The 17,449-nt window shown below is 68.8% G+C and carries 15 protein-coding genes; 3 read left to right on the top strand and 12 right to left on the bottom strand.

The genetic code is table 11. The features are described 5' to 3' along the window. Nucleotides 1-19: 19 nt before the first annotated feature. From NGK70_RS25320 to NGK70_RS25285, 8 genes are all read right to left on the bottom strand, one after another. Nucleotides 20-469: a type IV pilin protein gene (locus tag NGK70_RS25320; RefSeq protein WP_251971195.1), complete on the bottom strand. Its 450-nt coding sequence runs from the start codon at nucleotides 467-469 to the stop codon at nucleotides 20-22. Then, a complete protein-coding gene (locus NGK70_RS25315; protein WP_251971194.1) occupies nucleotides 466-933 on the bottom strand; it encodes a hypothetical protein in 468 nt (155 codons plus the stop codon). Before NGK70_RS25315 ends, NGK70_RS25320 begins: the two co-directional genes overlap by 4 nt. A 135-nt stretch (nucleotides 934-1,068) precedes the next feature. Then, nucleotides 1,069-2,295 (bottom strand): IS110 family RNA-guided transposase, encoded by a 1,227-nt coding sequence (locus NGK70_RS25310; RefSeq protein ID WP_251969229.1) that lies wholly within the window; start codon nucleotides 2,293-2,295, stop codon nucleotides 1,069-1,071. A 268-nt stretch (nucleotides 2,296-2,563) separates the two neighbouring features. Continuing rightward, nucleotides 2,564-5,056, bottom strand: coding sequence for a pilus assembly protein (locus NGK70_RS25305; RefSeq protein ID WP_251971193.1), 2,493 nt, complete (start codon nucleotides 5,054-5,056; stop codon nucleotides 2,564-2,566). Nucleotides 5,057-5,076: 20 nt separating this feature from the next. Next, nucleotides 5,077-5,631 (bottom strand): pilus assembly PilX family protein, encoded by a 555-nt coding sequence (locus NGK70_RS25300; RefSeq protein WP_251971192.1) that lies wholly within the window; start codon nucleotides 5,629-5,631, stop codon nucleotides 5,077-5,079. Between the two features lie 46 nt (nucleotides 5,632-5,677). After that, complete coding sequence (locus NGK70_RS25295) at nucleotides 5,678-6,631, bottom strand: PilW family protein (RefSeq protein WP_251971191.1); 954 nt, start codon at nucleotides 6,629-6,631, stop codon at nucleotides 5,678-5,680. Then, nucleotides 6,618-7,193 (bottom strand): type IV pilus modification protein PilV, encoded by a 576-nt coding sequence (gene pilV / locus NGK70_RS25290; protein ID WP_256490724.1) that lies wholly within the window; start codon nucleotides 7,191-7,193, stop codon nucleotides 6,618-6,620. Before pilV ends, NGK70_RS25295 begins: the two co-directional genes overlap by 14 nt. Nucleotides 7,194-7,196: 3 nt before the next feature. Beyond that, nucleotides 7,197-7,748 (bottom strand): GspH/FimT family pseudopilin, encoded by a 552-nt coding sequence (locus NGK70_RS25285; RefSeq protein WP_251971189.1) that lies wholly within the window; start codon nucleotides 7,746-7,748, stop codon nucleotides 7,197-7,199. A gap of 640 nt (nucleotides 7,749-8,388) precedes the next feature. On the opposite strand from NGK70_RS25285, the gene NGK70_RS25280 reads away from it, so the two are divergent. Then, nucleotides 8,389-9,291, top strand: a complete 903-nt coding sequence (locus NGK70_RS25280; RefSeq protein ID WP_251971188.1) for a hypothetical protein — start codon at nucleotides 8,389-8,391, stop codon at nucleotides 9,289-9,291. 7 nt (nucleotides 9,292-9,298) lie between these two features. On the opposite strand, the gene NGK70_RS25275 is transcribed toward NGK70_RS25280, so the two are convergent. The 4 genes from NGK70_RS25275 to NGK70_RS25260 all read right to left on the bottom strand — a co-directional run bounded on the left by NGK70_RS25275 (nucleotide 9,299) and on the right by NGK70_RS25260 (nucleotide 15,338). Next, nucleotides 9,299-10,633: a TolC family protein gene (locus NGK70_RS25275; protein WP_251971187.1), complete on the bottom strand. Its 1,335-nt coding sequence runs from the start codon at nucleotides 10,631-10,633 to the stop codon at nucleotides 9,299-9,301. Further along, nucleotides 10,630-12,807, bottom strand: coding sequence for a peptidase domain-containing ABC transporter (locus NGK70_RS25270; protein WP_251971186.1), 2,178 nt, complete (start codon nucleotides 12,805-12,807; stop codon nucleotides 10,630-10,632). Before NGK70_RS25270 ends, NGK70_RS25275 begins: the two co-directional genes overlap by 4 nt. A gap of 6 nt (nucleotides 12,808-12,813) precedes the next feature. Next, entirely contained in the window at nucleotides 12,814-14,085 is a 1,272-nt protein-coding gene (locus NGK70_RS25265; protein WP_251971185.1) for an HlyD family secretion protein, read from the bottom strand. A gap of 152 nt (nucleotides 14,086-14,237) precedes the next feature. Beyond that, on the bottom strand, nucleotides 14,238-15,338 hold the full coding sequence (locus tag NGK70_RS25260) for an NAD(P)-dependent oxidoreductase (RefSeq protein ID WP_251971184.1): 1,101 nt from the start codon (nucleotides 15,336-15,338) through the stop codon (nucleotides 14,238-14,240). Nucleotides 15,339-15,497: 159 nt separating this feature from the next. Here NGK70_RS25260 and galU point away from each other — a divergent pair, with 159 nt between their 5' ends. Both galU and NGK70_RS25250 read left to right on the top strand, forming a co-directional pair. Continuing rightward, on the top strand, nucleotides 15,498-16,373 hold the full coding sequence (galU, locus tag NGK70_RS25255) for a UTP--glucose-1-phosphate uridylyltransferase GalU (RefSeq protein ID WP_251973898.1): 876 nt from the start codon (nucleotides 15,498-15,500) through the stop codon (nucleotides 16,371-16,373). Nucleotides 16,374-16,476: 103 nt separating this feature from the next. Further along, the gene (locus NGK70_RS25250; protein ID WP_251971183.1) at nucleotides 16,477-17,367 is read left to right on the top strand and encodes a GNAT family N-acetyltransferase; all 891 of its coding nucleotides are present in this window, start codon (nucleotides 16,477-16,479) and stop codon (nucleotides 17,365-17,367) included. Nucleotides 17,368-17,449 lie beyond the last annotated feature (82 nt).

The following is a 17,449-nucleotide window of genomic DNA, read 5'->3' as shown; positions in this document are numbered from 1 at the left end:
CAGCGTGTCCAGGCCGCGGCTACCACGAGCGCGAACCCCAGGTTCGCGCTCCAGTCGAGTCGATGGTCAAAGTGCCATCACCGTCCTGGGCGGAGCCGACGACGGGCGTGGCGGCGAGTGTGAACGACGCGCCGTCGCCGGTCACGCTCAGTGTGTACCGGCCGTCTCGGGTGAGCCCGCCGGGCACCCCGAGTCCACCTGTGGACGCGCCGGAATAGGCGCCTGTCACGCTCGCGCTGTAGGCGTTCGAGTTCAGGAAGATCTTGTCTTGAGTCGTGGCCAGTTCGATCAAATGGGCCTGTGCGGCTTGGCGGCTGCCGCGGCGAACGTACTCGCGCATGCTGGGCAGCGCGATGGTGATCAGGACGCCGGCCACGACGACGGCAGTCAGCAGTTCGATCAGCGTGAAGCCTCGCGACGTGCGGGCGAACCCGCGGCGGCGCAGCATTTGTCGTGCAAGCGTGGTCATCGGATCAGTTCCTTCCATCCCGTGCGGCCGGTTCGAGCGCGCTGTGCGGCCTGGACGTTGCCCCGCTCGATGGAGCCCCCTTGCGAACGTACCGAGGAGATCAGTTCGTTGGTCGCCTTGTTGCGGACTTCCTGTGTCACGCCTTGACTGTCGAAAATCCGGCTGACCGTCACCTCGACGCCGTTGTAGGTCGTGATCGTGGTTGTGCCGCCGACAATGATGTCGCCGCCCGACCCGTAGTCGCCGGACAGGAACTTGCCCTTCGGGTCCGCCGAGCCTGCGGCCGCTGCCGCTGCGGAACCGCCACCGTCCGGGTCCATCGGCGGCGTCTTGGTCCATCCGGGGTCTCCGGTGCACAGGCCGTTGGGGTGATGCCAGAACGCGGTGTACTGGGCCAGTTGCATCGACTGGGACAGGACGTCCGGCTTGAGCCGGTAGCCCCCCGGGTCGTTGGTGGGAGTCATCGCCGGCTGCACATGGCTGCCCGCGGCGGTGCTCTTGACGATCTGGATCGTTAATGTGGAAGACACCCAAGCGCGGACGTGTGGCTGCCTGACCTGAGGCTGGTCGGGGCCGCAAGGTCAGCAGGCAAGCGAGTCTCAGGTGGCGGTGGGGGTGGCGATGAAGCCGTGCTTGCGCAGCATTTTGAGCCAGCGCGGGGCGTTGCGCTGGACGTTCAGGGCCTCGTAGTCGACCTCCTTGTCTTGGTAGTGGGTGCCGTTGGCCAACATGGCGTAGACGGTACGCAGCATCTTGTGGGCCAGCGCCACGATGGACTTCTTGTGTCCCTTGCGAATGGCCAGCGCGTCGAACTTGGCCTTGAGCGCGCAGCGGGTACGCGCTGCAGCCTGGGCGAACTCGCACAGCAGCCTTCTGACCCAGGCGTTGCCCTTGCGGATGCGCCCGGTCTTGCGCTTGCCCGCGCTCTCGTTGTTGCCCGGGCAGATGCCCACCCAGCTGGCCAGCCGCTCGGCACTGCCGAAGACGTCCATGTCCGCGCCGATCTCCACCAGCAGCATCGCCGCGCCCTGGATGTCGATACCCGGCAAGGTCTGCAGCAGCTTGAGCTGCGGCTGCCAGGCGCGCAGTCCGTCCAGCAGGTATTGGTCCATGCGGGCGATGCGGGTCTCGATGTGCTCGATGTGCTGCATGATCTCCTGGGCCACGAAGCGGTGCGCGGCGCTGAACTGCTCGGTGCTCAGGGCCTCGAACAACTCGTCCCGGCTGGCCCGAAGGCGCCCCTTTTGATCCAGCACCTCGTACATGGCTTGGCCCGCAATGAGCGCCTTGACCATGGCGCGTGCACTGGCACCGTGGATGTCGCTGACCACCACGTTGATGCGCATGCCCGCATCTACCAGCACCTTGTGCAGCCGGTTCTTCTCGGCGCTGCACATGCCCACGAGCTTCTGCCGCTGACGCGCCACCAGACGAAGCTGGCGCAAGTCCACCGGTGGAATGAACGAGGCGCGCAACAGGCCCGCACGCGCCAGCGTGGCCAGCCACTGCGCATCGGCCATGTCGGTCTTGCGCCCGGGCACAGCTTTGACATGGCGCGCGTTGACCACCCACGCGATGATGCCCACCGCCTCCAGCGCCGCAAACGGGCTCTTCCAGTACACCCCCGTGCTCTCCATCACCACCACCTCGGGCCGAATCTCCAGCGACCATTGCGCCAAGGCACGGCGGTCGCGTCTGAAGGCTCCGAAGTCGCGCTTGGTGACCTCCACTCGGCCATCGTCATGCTCGACCACCGCACAGGCGGTGATCTTGGCCTGGTGTACGTCCAGCGCGATCACGCGTTTGTGCATCGGGGTCAGATCCATTGCCGGGCTCCTGCAGCTTGAACAACAATCACAAGCGTGCGGGCCCGCGCAGGTGCCGCCGACCAACGGCCTGCCGGGACAAAGCCTGGCGGCTCTCTTTAATGTGGGCTGTCGGGCGCCCGGGCTCCGCAAGGAACTCAGCAGCGCCCGCAGGCAATCCTGGGTACGAGTGGTCGGCAGCGGGTCAAGTTAGCGATCGCGGTCGAGTGCCATCAAAATATTGACCGACCTCTACCCGCTCAGGCCCGCACACCCTCAGTGTCTTCCATCATCCAGGGTGACCCGCCCGGGCCATGACAGTTAGCGCCCCGTTCATCCAGGGGCCGGGCTGGCTCCCCTGGTTGCCGGTGTTGTCGCGCACGCAGCCGGTCTTGGTCGGGATCAGGCCGGCACGTGTATCGCCGCTGCCTGGAACCCACTCGCGCGCCGTGAAGGCATCGATCGGCAGCTTGAAGACCAGGTTGCCCACGGATGCCCGCGTGAAGGTGAGTGCCGCGCCGCCGGGCGTGGCGGCGATGAAACCCTCGGGCGACAGCGGCAGGTCCCATACACGGTACTCCGCGTTGCCGACCATGAGTCTGGCGGCCGGTGACCAGCGCGTGTTCGCCACCAGGATCTTGAAGGCAGTCGACATGGACGCGATGGCGTTGCCCAGGTTGAAGGCCGACCGGCTGGCATTGAGCAGGTTGACGCCGACGACGTCGTACTTGTCGTCGTATTCGTGAACGTGCGTGTTCGACGCGCAGGTGCCGCGGTACGTCTGGCTCGTGGCCAGCGGATTGCACACGTTGTAGAAGATGTCGAAGTCGAAGTGGCCGCCGTACACGCCGCGCTCGGTCGAACTGGGCGTCGTCACGGTTTGAGTCGACGTCGTCGGGAACGCGACGTTGCTGTTGTGGTTGAAATACGGCACATCGAGGTACCTGTCCAGCTTGATCAGCGCCGGCTGGCTCCATGCGCCAGTACCGAGCAGCCGTCCTGCGGGGGGCACACTCATCGTCACGCCGTTGACGGTGGCACTCACGCGATCGCTGTCGCCCGATGTGCTCACCGTGCCGTCCCCGTTTAGATCGAAGAAGGGCGCGGTGGGCATGGAGCCGGTGAGGGCGTCGACTTGCAGCATCCACGCCGTGGGGGTGTCGGTGCCGTTCGGAATGGTGGTCGTGACGATGAAGCGGCCATTTTCGGTGAAGGTGTCCGTGCCCAGCACGCGTTCGCCGCCGGTGAGCGTCAGGCGCCAGCCTCGCGAGCCATTGGCATAGTCCACCGTGTTGCTGGCGTCGGCGCTGGCCACCCGCACCTGGATCGTGGTGGTTCCGATCGTCTTGCTGGCCGTTGTCAGCGTCGGCCTGGTCGGCGCGGCTGCGGTTGCCAGGGGGCTGTCCCAGATGCCGTAGAGGTATTCGTCTGCGGTGGAGGTCGAATCGCTGATCGACAGCAGCCTGCCGGTCCCGAAGTTGACCATCACACCGCCGCGGGGATGGGCGGAGACGCTCGGGGCGGCGGTGATGGGGCGGGCTACGTCGGCCGGTGGCGTATACAGCGCGACGGCCGCGCTGGGCAACGAGCTGCCGCGCAGGTTGAACTTCCACAGTGTGCCGCGCAGGTCGCCGGCATAGGCCACGTCGACGGTGCCGTTGCCGTCCAGATCGACCGCTGCGACTCCACCCAGGCCGTTGCCGGGCCCTGTGCCCGCGCCGATCTCCGCGATCAGGGTACCGTTGACAGGGTCCACGACGAACAGGGACGAGATGCCCGCCGTGCTGTTGATCCCGTTGGGGACAAGCAATGCGCGGCGTCCGTTGTTGAGCTTGACGAACTGCGGGGCGCCGTACACGTGAGCGAGGTTCTGGAATCCCGTCGTGGCCTCCGTGATCTCCCACTTGGCCATGCCGGTGGCGGCGGCTTCGTCGGCAGGCGAGGGGTTGGAGACGTCCAGCGCGTAGAGCCCTTTGGCGCCGGCCCCCAATGCGCCGACCAGCAACGTGGTCGTCGCACCCGACGCGGGAAGCTGGGCAATGGCCAGAGGGCCGTCGACGTAGTACTTGTAGGCAGCCGCGGGGGTTGCCGCGAGATCCTTCAGCTTCGGAAAGAGCATGGAAGGAACGTAGGCAAACACCTCTGCGCCGGTGGCGGCGTCGAAGGCATGCAGCATGCCGTCGTTGGCGCCGACGTACACGCGCCCAATCGGGTCCCCATCGGCGTTGCGGCCATGTTCGAAGTAATGAGGCCGGCCATGAACGACGGCGCCGATGCGCGACGTGCGCTGTCTGAACAGTCCGCCGGGATTCGCCTCAGTGAGTTCATTGCTGCCGTCGCCGCGCAGGTAGTTCAGGACCTTGGGACCGGTCGTGGCATCGCCGAGTGCGGTCTGTTGGGCGGCACTGATGCCGTCGGTCCAGCGGAACCTGACCCCAGCCCCGGAAGAGACGCAGGTGAAGATCTTGCGGCCGGTGTCCCATGAGGCGAGGGCCAGTTGTCGAGCGCCGCTCCACTTCGATGTGACTGTTCCGGTGGTGGAGACGTCGTAGGACATGAGGTCGCCATCCCAGGTGGCACGCACATGGTCGCCGCGGAAGGCAACGGCTCCACCGCGCGACAGGTCGTACTTGCTGAATTCAAGCGGGGCGACGTGGCCGACGGGCTGCTCATCCAGGGCATCCAGCGCGAAGGAGACCTGAAATACCGCCCAGCCGAGCACGGCCAGGGTGATCGCCCAGGTCTTCCGCGGGTGCCGTCGCCAGCAACTCAGGAACTTCATTACAGAGCCCTCCGCTCGGCTCAGCAGTAAGGAGTCACGTAGGTTGTTTCAATGGTCCGGGATGCGCCGCGGATCGCATTGGAACGTGCAACCACACGGAAAACGTCCACCGACGCGCAACCGCTGCTGCGTCGCTGGCCGATCTGCAGCGATGTCCCGGGGAGCTTGCGATCCTGGGCCATGCGTTCGATCAGGTAGCGTCCGTCACCGCTGGCCAGGGAATTGCCGGAGTTCCAGGACATCGTCTTCGGGTCGAGGCCCAGCTGGCGTAACTGGCCCGTGGGATACATCCCGGGGGATCCGCTGGGGTCGTAGGTGTCGAACCCAGCGCTGTGGGCATTGCCTGGCACGCTGAGCCAATTTTCGGCACTGGCTGCCGCACCTTCGGCCTGGTTGAAGGCCTGTTCAAGGAATTGAAGGTTGCCCGCCAACTGGTACTGGCTGCGAGCCAGGCCGAATGCGCCCAGTGTGGTGATGGCGATGGCCAGCACCACGGCGATCACTACGATCAAGGCCCCGCCCCGCTGGTTGCCTCGTGGGTATGGTTTGCGTCGCTCGCGGGTCGGGCGCGCCATCTCTGCGCACCGTGGTCGATTGGGTGTTGCTGCCGACATCGTCACCTCATGGGTTGCGCAGGCTGATCGTGCTGGTCAGCAGCCGACGACGAAAGTTGTCGGTCGGCGCATAGGTCACGTCCCCGAATGGGTAGGACTGGGCAGCCTCCCCGCTCAGTGTGCCTTCCGGATTCGATGCTCGCAGCAGCAGCCATATCCGGACGGACTTGACGTTCGCCCAGTCGCTGATCTGGTTGGCGTTTCTGTACTGCATGGTTCCATTCGCGGCCACGGCTTCGGCATACTGCAATTGGAAGTGCTCGATGTTGGAGGCAACCAGTTCCGGCTTCATCGTCGGATTCGCGCCCTCGCTCAAGCGCAGGCGGTACAGCGCCGGGATCCGCGGGGACTCCGATGCGCTCGACGTGAACGCGTTCACGAAGTAGACATCGTGGACGATCCGGTGGTCGGCGACCGGTTCGACCAGATCGGCTGGGGCCTCACCGCCGAGAAAGACGTGGCCGGCACCGTAGGCAAGGCGGATGTACGGCGCGTTGGCATCGAAGGTCGTGCTGGCATCCAGGGCGGCGCGCCGGATCACCAGCACGTCACCGCGTGCCCATCGCCGGTCGGCTCGATCGGTCAGGCAGGTACCGGCGAACGGGTTGGTGTCGTTCCATCCGGTCAGGCCGGCTTGCACGGTCGCCGTGGTGCCGGCGCCGCAGCCGAAGTCCTTCGCCGCCGCGGTCGGGTTGACTACGAGATGCTGCGTGTCCCACAGCAGCGGATGCAGGCCGGCGTGGCGCAGTTCGCGCTTGAGGATCTCCAGCGCATGCCGTCCGTTCGTCTGGTACTCCGAGACCTGCATGTTCACGGCGGCGTTCATCGTCGATGCGGCATAACCCTGCAGCACGGCGAGCACGATCACGAGGCCCAGAGCCAGCCCGACCATCAGTTCGATCAGCGAGACGCCGCACTGGGATGGTCTGATGCTCAGGTGCCTGCCTTCAGTTCGATCCATTGCGCAGCACCTTGGTGGCCAAGTGGCTCATCACTTCGGTCGAGTTGTTTGTCGATCCGCTGCTTTGCCCGACTGCATCGGCGTACTGCCGGCGGCCGCGCGGCTCTTCCCAGGCGATGGCGATGCGATAGGTGGTCAACGCGCCAGGGGGCGTTACATCGGTCACGCTGAGCGTCTTGAGCCGGAGCACGGCGCTGGCGCGCTGACTCCATTGGGATAGATCGTAGGCTGCGAGTTCGGTGGCGTTGCATACCCGCGCGCTGCAGTCGATCTGGCTCGCCGGCGCCGAGTTGGTTTCAGCCAATACATACTGGCCTGCCAGGCTGCCGGCCAAGTTGGCTTCCATGCGCTCGCCGAGTTCGGCTGCCAGCGTGACGGCCGTCAGCCTGTATTCGGCGCCCTTCTGCAGCTTCAGCGAAGCGGCCTGGAGGCCGGCGTTGCCCAGCAGCCAAAACGAAATCAGCAACATGCCGATCAACACCTCGAGCAGGGTGCTGCCTCGGCAGTCGGCCGCAACGAACGGACGAGCCGTCGCGCGGTGGTATGGGGACGACCGCGGCATGGGTTACCCCTTGCGGACCGTCACGACACCGGATGCGGCGATCGCGACCCACCAGCGGGCTGCCGATGCAGCAGCCAGAGTGAACGCCGTGTAGTCGGTCGCGGTGAGCGTGCCATCGGCGTTGAACCGAAGTCTGCTTGCCGGGCCCGTGAGCGTCACGTCGGCGCTGAGCGAGGTCTGACGCCGGATCGGGTTCGGGTCGGTACTGCTGCCAACGTCGCAGGCGCCGTCAGCGTCCTTGTCATAACAGATCTGCCACCCGGCGACCCAATCCGAGGCGGTCGTCGCCGACCCGCAGGTGGTCGTCGTTGTCGCACACAGGACGACCGGCGTGTTGCGCTTGATGGCCTCTGCCCGGGCATAGGATAAGTCGCTGGCGAGGTGCTGAACCGTGCTTTCCAGGCGGCGGCTGCGCTGGAAGTCCGCCATGCTGGGCGCTGCCATCGCCGAGATCAGCCCGAGGATCGCCATGACGACCAGCAGCTCGATGAGCGTGAGGCCCCGCGCGGGCGAGCCGGCACGGGGGGGCGGGAGGGCGAGGTGCAAGTGGCGCATGGAATGGTCGATGTGGCTTGAGCCTTATCGACCAGGTCCTGACGCCCTGGACAGGGTCGGGCCGGCCCGACCCTTCCAATCGTGATGTTGTTCGCAACGCCGGGCGGAAAAACAAAGAGCGACGGCCTTGCGGCAGTCGCCCTTTTTTGTTGACGCTTGGCTCGGGTGGGCAGGCCGTGTGGCCGCGCCCACCTGTCGCAAGTCGTTCAACCGCAGCGGCCGGAGCCCTTTCCCGATCCCTTGCGGGAACCCTTCTTGGAACCCTTGTGAGATCCTTTCCGGGATCCCTTGTTCGAGCCTTTACCAGAACCGCTCGAACCGCAGCCACAGCCTGACGACTTGCCGCCACCCGAGACCGCCAACATTTCTTCGAGGGTGAGAACGCGCATTCTGATCTCCTTCAGTTTGTCCCGGCACTTGACGATCTGCACCTGGACGAGCACGGCCGGCAAGAGAGCTGTCCTAGGATCAAGAAACATCTTGATGCAATAAATGTATCATGATGTTTCTGAGGCATGTGCACGTTTTTTCATTGGCGCCCACCGAACCGGGCGTGCTGCCAGAGGTGAGGGATCCGTCGATGACAGGCAAGAACACGAAACACGGGTCGGCTGGCCCGCGACCGCAGGAAGACGGCCCGGTGCTGGAGTCTTGCCTGCTGGGGCCTCGGCAGTTGTCGGACCTGCTGTCGTTCGCCCGGGACCTGGCACCCGACGGTCCGCCTGCGGTGGCACCCGCGCTGCTGGCCGACCGGTGGCGTGCGGCGGCGCGCCTCTACCGTGAACTCGAACGCAGCGAAGCCGGTTGTGCGGACGCTGCCGAGGTGCTGCCGCTGACCGGGCCGCAGCGCCGGCACGTCGATCGGCTGATCGAGGTGCCGGCCGTGCGGCAGACCTTCGACACGGTGCCGGTGTGCTTCGGCTGGCTGCCGTTGGACCGGCTGGTGGTGTCCCAGTATTCGATCACCCGTCCGAACGTCGATCGCATGCTGGCCGGCCTGCCGCGCCGGCCCGGCAAGCTGGCGCTGACGCGCCTGTGCCTGCCGCTCGAACCGCAGCATCCGGACCTGCGGCTGGTGTCGCGCAGCGAGCGCGAATTCGTGTTCGTCTCGCCGTCGCACGACGTGCGGTTCCTCGGTGCGGTGCCCCTGGTGCCCGCTCAGGCCGGCGAGCTGCCGCTGCCCGGGCATGTCGGCGGGTTGATCGGCCTGGGCGTGGGCCACAGCCCCAACCTGCTCAACGTGGTGCGGTTCGGCAAGCGCTTCGTGATCAACAATGGGCACCACCGCGCGTTTGCGCTGCAGGCCCTGGGCGCCACCCATGCGCCGTGCCTGATCCAGGTCTGCGAGAACGGCGAGGAACTGGACGAGGCGGCCTGTTCGGAGATCTGCCGCAATGCGGACCTGTACTTCGAGTCGCCCCGCCCGCCGCTGCTGCGCGACTACCTGCGGCCCGAGCTGACGATCGACCTGCCGGTCAGGCAGCAGTTGCGCGAGCTGGTGATCCGCGTCGAGGTGCAGCGCCGGCTGCTCAACACCTGGTGACCCGCTCCTACGGGGGCGGCAGCGGCAGGCCGCCGAGCGGCCCGAGACGGCCGAGCGCCGCGGCCAGGCGCCACCCGGCCTGGCGAGCACGGGCGCGCACCTCCACCCATTGGTAACGGGCACCGGACAGCTGGGTCTGGGCCGCGAGCACGTCGCGCAACGAGGCAGCGCCGAGGCGATAGCGCTCCACATCTGCCTGCAGGGCCAGCATCGCACTGTCGAGCACCCGCTGGCCTTCGCGTAGCGCGGCGCGCTCGGCCAGCAGGGCCTGGCCGTCCTGCCACACCTGCAGTTCGGTCTGCCGCAGCGCGTCGGCCAGGCGCGCCTGGCCGACGCGGGTTTGGGCGAGTGCGTCGCGCAGGCTGCTGTCGCGTTCGCCGCGGTCCATCAGCGGCAGGGTCCAACGCAGCGCAGCCGTGGCCGTGCCCTGCACCCGGGAGTCCGTCGAGGAGCGTTCCCGCCCGGCTGACGCGTTCATGTCCACCTGGCCCCAGCGTTGCGCCCGCAACGATGTCTCCCGGGCCACCGATTCTTCCAGCCGGGAGCGCGCAGCCAGCACGCGGGGATGCCGCTCGCGGGCTTCGTCGACCAGCGCCGCGAAGTCGATCGGCTGGCGCAGCAAGCCGTCGTCGGTGTCGTCCACCGCCAGCGCGGCGGCCTGAAGGTCGCCGGCGCGCAGGCCCATCGCGAGTGCCAGGGCGCCCCGCGTGGCGCGCAGATCGCCGTGGGCGCGGGTCAGCTCAAAGCGTGCCTGGTGCACGGCCGTCTGTGCGCTGAGCTGTTCGGAAGCGCTGGCCGCGCCGGCACTGCGGCGCGCCTGCGCGGCGGCCAGGCTGTCCTGCGCGGTGCGCAGGTTCTGCACGGCCGCCTCGTACCGGCCTTGCGCGACCTCGGCACCGGCGAAGGACTGGGCCCCCTCCGCCAGCGCCGCCAGGGTGTCGACACGTTGTTCGTCGAGCACCGCCTCCAGAGCGCGACGCGCCTGCCGGACCTGGGCGTCGGCGGCACCGAAGTCGAACAAGGTCCATGACAGCCTGGCCGCCGCGGCCAGGTCACTGCCCTCGTGCCGCACGGCGTCGGCCGAGGTGTCGATGCGCACCGACGGCTGCCGCAGCCCGCGGGCGCGGTCCTCGGCGGCACGAGCCTGTTCGACCAGGCCCTGGCGACGCTGCACGGCGCTGTTCTGGCAGACGATGGCGCGCACCACGCTGCCGATCGAGACCGCCCCTGTGGACGGCGATGGCGTGCCGGCGGCACACATCAGCGGATCGTCTTCGCGGGCGGCGGCGGGGCCGCAGGCCATGAGTGCGGCGATCGTCGCCGAGATGAGCAGGGGTTTCACGGCGGGTCCTTTCCCACGGCCGGCTTGCTGCCGGTGCGCTCGGCGTATTGCCGGGCGGTCTCGTCGCGCACGATGCGGCCGTCCTGGAGCTCGATCACCCGGTCCACCAGCGCCAGCGTCTGTGGCCGGTGGGCGACGATGATGCGGGTCAGGTGCAGCCGGGCGATCGCGCGGCCGACCTCGGCCTCGCGCGTCACGTCGAGCTGGCTGGTGGCCTCGTCCAGGAGCAGCACCCGCGGGCGGCGGTACAGCGCCCGAGCCAGCAGGACGCGCTGCTTCTGCCCGCCCGACAGCGTGGTGCCCATGTCGCCCACCAGGGTCTGGTAGGCCATCGGCAGCTTCATGATGTCGTCGTGGATGGCGGCGATCTTCGCGCAGACTTCGATGAGCGAACGGTCCGGCCGGGCGGAGAAGAAGGCGATGTTGTCGGCGATCGAGCCGGCGAACAGCACATCGTCCTGCAGCACCGTGCCCACCACGCTGCGCCAGGCGTCCAGGCCGAACTGCGGCAGCGGCGTGCCGTCGATGCGGATCTCGCCGCGCTGTGGCGCGTACACGCCCAGCAGGACCTGCACCAGCGTCGTCTTGCCGCAGCCGGACGTGCCGGTCAGCGCCACCGCCTGGCCCGGTGTGATGTCCAGGTCCAGGCCGTCGAGGATCGCGGGGCCACCCTCCGAGTAGCGGAACGACAGGCCGCTCAGCCCGATGCGCGGCGGACGGTGCAGCGGTGTCGGCGCCGGGCCGCCGGCGGATGCTTCGGGCGGCGTGAGCACGATGTCGGCCAGCCGCTGCGCATCAAGGCCGAGCATGCGCAGGTCGAAATAGTGGTTGACCAAGCCAGTGAAGCGGCTGTCGAACTGGCTGCGGTAGGCCAGGAAGGCCAGCAGCATGCCCACGCTCAGTTCGCCGGCGAGCACGGCGTGGGCGCCCAGCCAGACGATCAGCAGCGTGAAGCCGCCCGACAGGGTGCGGCGCACGAGGCGGTAGAAGATGTCCAGGCGCTGGATGCGCAGGCTGGCGTTGACGTCGGCCACCATCAGCGTCTGCCAGGCCGACAGGCGTTCGAACTGGCGCGAGAACAGGCGGATCGTGCGCACGCCGCGGATGGTCTCCAGCAGGTGGCTGGCCTCGTTGGCCGATCGCACCAGCCGCTCGGCGGTGGCGTTCTTCAGGGGCGTGTACCACAGCGAGCGCACCAGCCCGTACAACGTCACCGACAGCAGCGCCACCCCTGCCAGCCGGGGGCTGTAGGCCCACATCAGGCCCAGCGCGAGCAGCACCAGCAGCCCGTCCAGCGCCGCCTCGACGAAGGCACCGGTGAGCACCCGCAGGATGCTGTGGATCGAACCGAAGCGCGACATCACGTCGCCCAGGTGGCGGCGGGCGAAGAAGTCCAGCGGCAGGCGCAGCAGGTGGCCCAGCACGTTGGAGCGCCACTGCACGCTCAGCTGGGTGCTGACGCGCTGCACCATCAGTGCGCGCACGGCGGTCATGAACTGCTCGATCACCAGCAGGAGCAGGAAGCCGATGCCCAGCGTGGCCAGCAGGCCGACATCGCGCGACACGATGACGTGGTCCACCGTCCACTGCATGAACAGCGGGCTGAGCAGGGCCAGCAGCTCCAGCAGCAGCGATACCGCCAGCACCTGCCGCACGGCCCGCCACAGGCCGTGCACGCGGCCGATCAGCGAGCGCAGCGACAGTGGGCGGGCCTGTTCGCGCGGCACGAACGCGCTGTCCGGCCACAGCTCCAGCGCAATGCCGCTGAAGCGGGCCGAGACTTCCTTGCGATCCAGCCAGCGCGTGCCGGTGGCCGGGTCGGCGATCAGGCAGCGTCCCCGCCGGATCTCGGTCAGCACGACGAAGTGCCCGAGGTCCCAGTGCAGGATGCAGGGCAGGCGCAGCTGGGCCAGCTCACGCAGGCCGAGCCGCACGGCGCGCACGCTCAACTGCTCGGCCTGGGCGATGCGCGCCAGGTCGGCCAGCGTCATGCCCTGCGGGACCGTGCCGTGCCGGGCGCGCAGCGTGGCCAGGTCGGTCACCGTGCCGTGGTGGTTCAGCAGCATGGCCAGGCAGGCCAGCCCGCATTCCGATGCCTCGAACTGCAGCACCAGCGGCATGCGCCGGCGCCAGCCGAAATCCAGCTGGCCGAGGACGGGAAGGCGGATCGTCATGGCCGTTCAGATCCTCGCCCGGGCGGCCAGCAGCGGTTCGAGCATCCACTCGTACAGCCGCCGGTTCTCGTGCAGCAGGTCCGCCTCCACCTTCATGCCGACCTGCAGCGGCAGGCGGTGCCCGGTGGTGGTGACCGGCGGCGCGGCCAGCTCCACGGTCACCGCGAAGAGCCGTTCGGCCGCCGCGTCGGGGCGGATGGCCGCGTCGTCGAGTTCGGCCGCCGGCACCGCGGCGCCGGACACTGCCACGACCCGACCCGCCTGCTGGCCGAACTTCTGGTACGGGAAGGCCTCGTGGCGCAGCATCACCGGCATCGACGGCTGGATGAATCCCGCGGCGCGGCCGGGCACGTACAACCGGGCGACCAGCGGCGACGAGGCCGGCATCAGGTGCGCGAGGGTGCGTGCCGGCTCGATGTGCTGGCCGGCTTCTGCCCGCACCAGCGTCACGATGCCGTCGGTGGGGGCCGACACGACGATGCGACGCCTCGCCTCGATCTCGGTGAACTCCTGCCGGGTGAGCAGGATGGCGCGTTCGATCTCACCGCGTTGTCCCGCAAAGCGCGTGGGCAGGTTGTCGGCGTCCAGGCGCGCGGTGTCGAGCTCGCGCTGCAGCGTGAGCGCCTCGCGCCGGATGCCTTCCTCCTGTCCCCGCAGCTGCGCCAGATCGGCCTGCCTGGCCGCCAGTTCGTCGCGGGACACGTAACCCTGGCGGAACAGCGATTCGTAACGCGCCACGGTGTCGGCCGCGGTGGCCACGCGCAGCCGCTGTTGGCGGCCCTGCTGGAGGATGCGGGCGTGCTCGGCACGCAGCGATTCGAGGCGCCGCGCGAGTTGTTCGGCTTCCTTGTGCTGGGTCTGCGTGATGCGTTCGAGGTCGTCCTCCAGCAGCCGCTGGCGCGCCGAGATCTGTGCTGCGATGCCGCGCTGGAAGTCCACCGCGTCGGGCCCCTGGCGGTCGCTGCTCAGCACGAACAGGACCGCGCCGCGCTGCACGGCCTGCCCCTCCCGGACGTTCGTCTCCGCCACCACACCGGCCTGGTTGGCAGCAACGCGGATCAGGCCCTCCTGCGGATAGATCTGGCCTGTCACGGTGGACCGGCGGGTGTAGCTGCCGAATGCCAGCAACGCCACCAGCGCCGCCGCCAGCAGCAGCGACAGCCAGGCCACCCCGGCGGACCACACCGGCGGCATCTGCACCACGCCGCCGAAGACCTGCGGTTGCCGGGCCTTGACGGCTTCGCGGCGAAACAGTGGATCGTTGGGGGGGGCGGGCATGGGGCGAGGTGCGCGACGGAGGCCGTCCGGCAGGAAGGGCGGTGGTCCCACGGGTATCGGCAGGTCGGCCGGGGACTGAACCGCGCATCTGCCTGCGCTCCAGCAGGACCGGGGAGTCCTGTGACAGCGCTGCCGCCAGCGCCTGGCCGACTTCAATGCGACGCTGGCGAAGCTCCAGGACCAGCTGACGCGCCTGGCTTGAGGCTGGCCCGGCCCGCCGAACTGGCGGCGGGCGGTGGCGTCGGCGTCAGCGGCGTGAGCGGTGGGGGCGCGAACGGCGTTTTCACCCCGGGCGCACTCGGCGCGCTGCTGCCCACCGGCGCAGTGCGGCGGCGGGCGCCGGGGCGGGAGGTGGTGGGTGCCGTGCGCAGCACCTCGTCGATCCGGCGCGCCACGCCCCAGGCGCTGCGCACGCGCGCCTCGCGGGTGTAGGAGGCCAGCCGCGGCGTCACCAGCAGGCCACGCACGCCGTGCAGCGGCTGGCCCGGTTCCAACGGGCCGGGGCCCACGTTGTCCAGCCAGGCTGCGGCCATGCGCCCGCTCTGCAGCAGCTCGGCCAGCAGGTCTTCGTCGAACAGCGTCAGCGGCGACACGCTCACCAGCACCTGGCCGCGCTGGCAGTAGGGCAGGGCGCGCTCGCCGAGCAGGCCGCGGTAGCGGCTGTAGTAGTTGAGCTGCACGCAGACCGCGTGCGAGTGCTCGAACAGCTCGCGCAGGCCGACGGGCTGCACGCCCCAGCGGCTCCACTGCGCGTCCGAGGCGTGCAGCGCCGGGTCGTAGCCGATCACCCGCGAGCCCAGCGCCTGCAGCAGCCGGGCGATCTTGCGCGCGGTGCTGTTCATGCCGATCAGGCCGACGGTGCTGGTGCCCAGCTCGCGCCCGGCCACGCGCCCCATCTCCTCCGGGCTGGGGCGCAGCAGCGCGAGCAGGGCGCCGAGCATGAACTCGGCCTCGGCCGGCGCGGCGGCATCGACGCAGCGCACCAGCTCAATGCCGCTGCGCGTGCAGGCCGGCAGGTCGATGTTCTCCGGGCCGCCGACGATGCGGCCGATCGCCCGCAGTCGAGGTGCCAGCGCCAGCATGCGTGTGTCCACGGCGACCTGCGGTGGCAGCATCACGGCACGAGCCTGCGCCCAGGCATCCATGAAGACCTGGCGGTCGTGCATGAGCTTGGGTGCGTAGAACAGTTCGTGGCGGGCGTCCAGCCACTCCAGGACCTCGGCTTCCAGCGGTTCGGCGATGAGGAGGTCCATGGTGGTTGGGGGCGCGCGGTGTGTGCAATAAATGGGGGCGATCGATGGTATCGGTGGCGCCTCCGCGGGCGTCCCCCGCACTCAGGGGCCTGCAGCGAGGGGGTGCATGCCAGAATGACTTCACCAGTGCTCAACGCCATCAAGGGACTCACCGTTCGTATGCAAGTCACCAAGGCCATCTTTCCCGTTGCCGGTCTCGGCACCCGCTTCCTCCCCGCCACCAAGGCGCAGCCCAAGGAGATGCTGCCGGTGGTGGACAAGCCGCTGATCCAGTACGCCGTCGAGGAGGCCTATGCGGCCGGCGTGCGCGAGATGATCTTCGTCACCGGCCGCCACAAGCGCCCGATCGAGGACCACTTCGACATGACCTTCGAGCTGGAGGTCGCGCTCGAGCAGTCCAACAAGCAGGAGCTGCTGGAGGTCGTGCGCAGCGTCAAGCCCAAGGACATGGAGTGCATCTACGTGCGCCAGGCGCAGGCCCTGGGCCTGGGCCACGCCGTGCTCTGCGGCCAGCGCCTGGTGGGCAACGAGCCCTTTGCCGTGTTGCTGGCCGACGACCTGATGATCGGCTCTGATGGTGGTCAGCCCGTGCTGGCGCAGATGACCGAGCAGTTCCAGGAATGGCGCGCCTCGATCCTGGCGGTGCAGGAGGTGCCCGCCGAGCACACCAAGCGCTACGGCATCGTCGCAGGCAACCTGGTCAACGACCGCCTGATGGACGTCACCAAGATCGTCGAGAAGCCCGCGCCCGAGGTGGCTCCCTCGCGCTGGGGCGTGGCCGGGCGCTACATCCTGACGCCGGGCGTGTTCCACGAGATCGCCACCCAGCCGCGCGGCGTTGGCGGTGAGATCCAGCTGACCGATGGCATCGCCGCGCTGCTGCGCCGCGAGAAGGTCTTTGCCTACCGCTACGAGGGCAAGCGCTACGACTGCGGCAGCAAGGAGGGCTTCCTCGAAGCCAACGTCGAGCTGGCGCTCGCGCACGCCGAGCTGGGCCCCGGCTTCCGCGCCTTCCTGAAGAACCTGTCGCTCTGATCCCCCGGAGCCCGGTGGCGGTTGTCGCGCAACCGTCACCCGCCCGACACCGCTGTGTCACCCCCCGCGCGGAGCATGACGCCATCCACCGATGGAGTCACCGATGCGGGATCTGCCCCAACCCACCCTGCCGTTCTCCCTGATCGGCACCCCGTTGCGACGGGCCCGGCTGCGCTCGCCGGCCCTGCTGACGAGGGCCCCGGCGCTGCCGGCGCCGGCCGTGGCCAAAGCGGCCCCGGCTTCGCCCGCGACCGCCGCGTGCGCGCAGCCGCTGCAGGCCGTCTGGGCGCGCAGCGCCGACGAGATCGAGGAGGCCCAGAGGCTGCGCTGGCAGGTCTTCGCCGGCGAGATGGGGGCACGGCTGAACAACCTGCCCGGCACCCCCGCCGGCCTGGATCGTGACCTCTTCGACGCCCACTGCGAGCACCTGCTGGTGCGCGATGCCACCAGCGCCGACAGCGAGGTGATCGGCACCTACCGGGTGATGACGCCGGCAGCCGCTCGGCGCGTCGGCGGCTGGTACAGCGATACCGAGTTCGACCTCACCCGCCTGCGCCACCTGATGCCGCGCATGGCCGAGCTGGGCCGCTCCTGCGTGCACGCCGACCACCGCCAGGGCGGCGTGATCATGACGCTCTGGGGCGCACTCGCCGGGTTCATGGTCCGCAACGGGCTGGACACCATGATCGGCTGCGCCAGCATCAGCATGCGCGACGGGGGCCACGTGGCCGCCAGCGTGTGGGAGCAGGTGCGCCGCACCCACCTCGCCCCGATCGAGCACCAGGTCATGCCGCGCCTGCCGCTGCCGGTCGAGGACCTGGACAGTGGCCTGAGCGTCGAGATCCCGCCGCTCATCAAGGGCTACCTGCGCTGCGGCGCCAAGGTGCTCGGTCCCCCGGCCTGGGATCCCGATTTCAACACCGCCGACCTGCCGATCATGATGCGCCTGCGCGACCTGCCGGCGCGCTACCGGCGGCACTTCCTGGGCGAGTGAGGGCGTGCGCCCGGCGGTTGTCACGGCAATGCCGCCGGCCTGTCACGCCGGATTCATGGTTGCCACGGAGCATCCGGGTCTC

The organism is Sphaerotilus microaerophilus, from assembly GCF_023734135.1.
In the GTDB taxonomy this organism is placed as follows: Bacteria; Pseudomonadota; Gammaproteobacteria; order Burkholderiales; family Burkholderiaceae_C; genus Sphaerotilus; species Sphaerotilus microaerophilus.
This window is presented reverse-complemented; position numbering and strand designations above follow the sequence as displayed.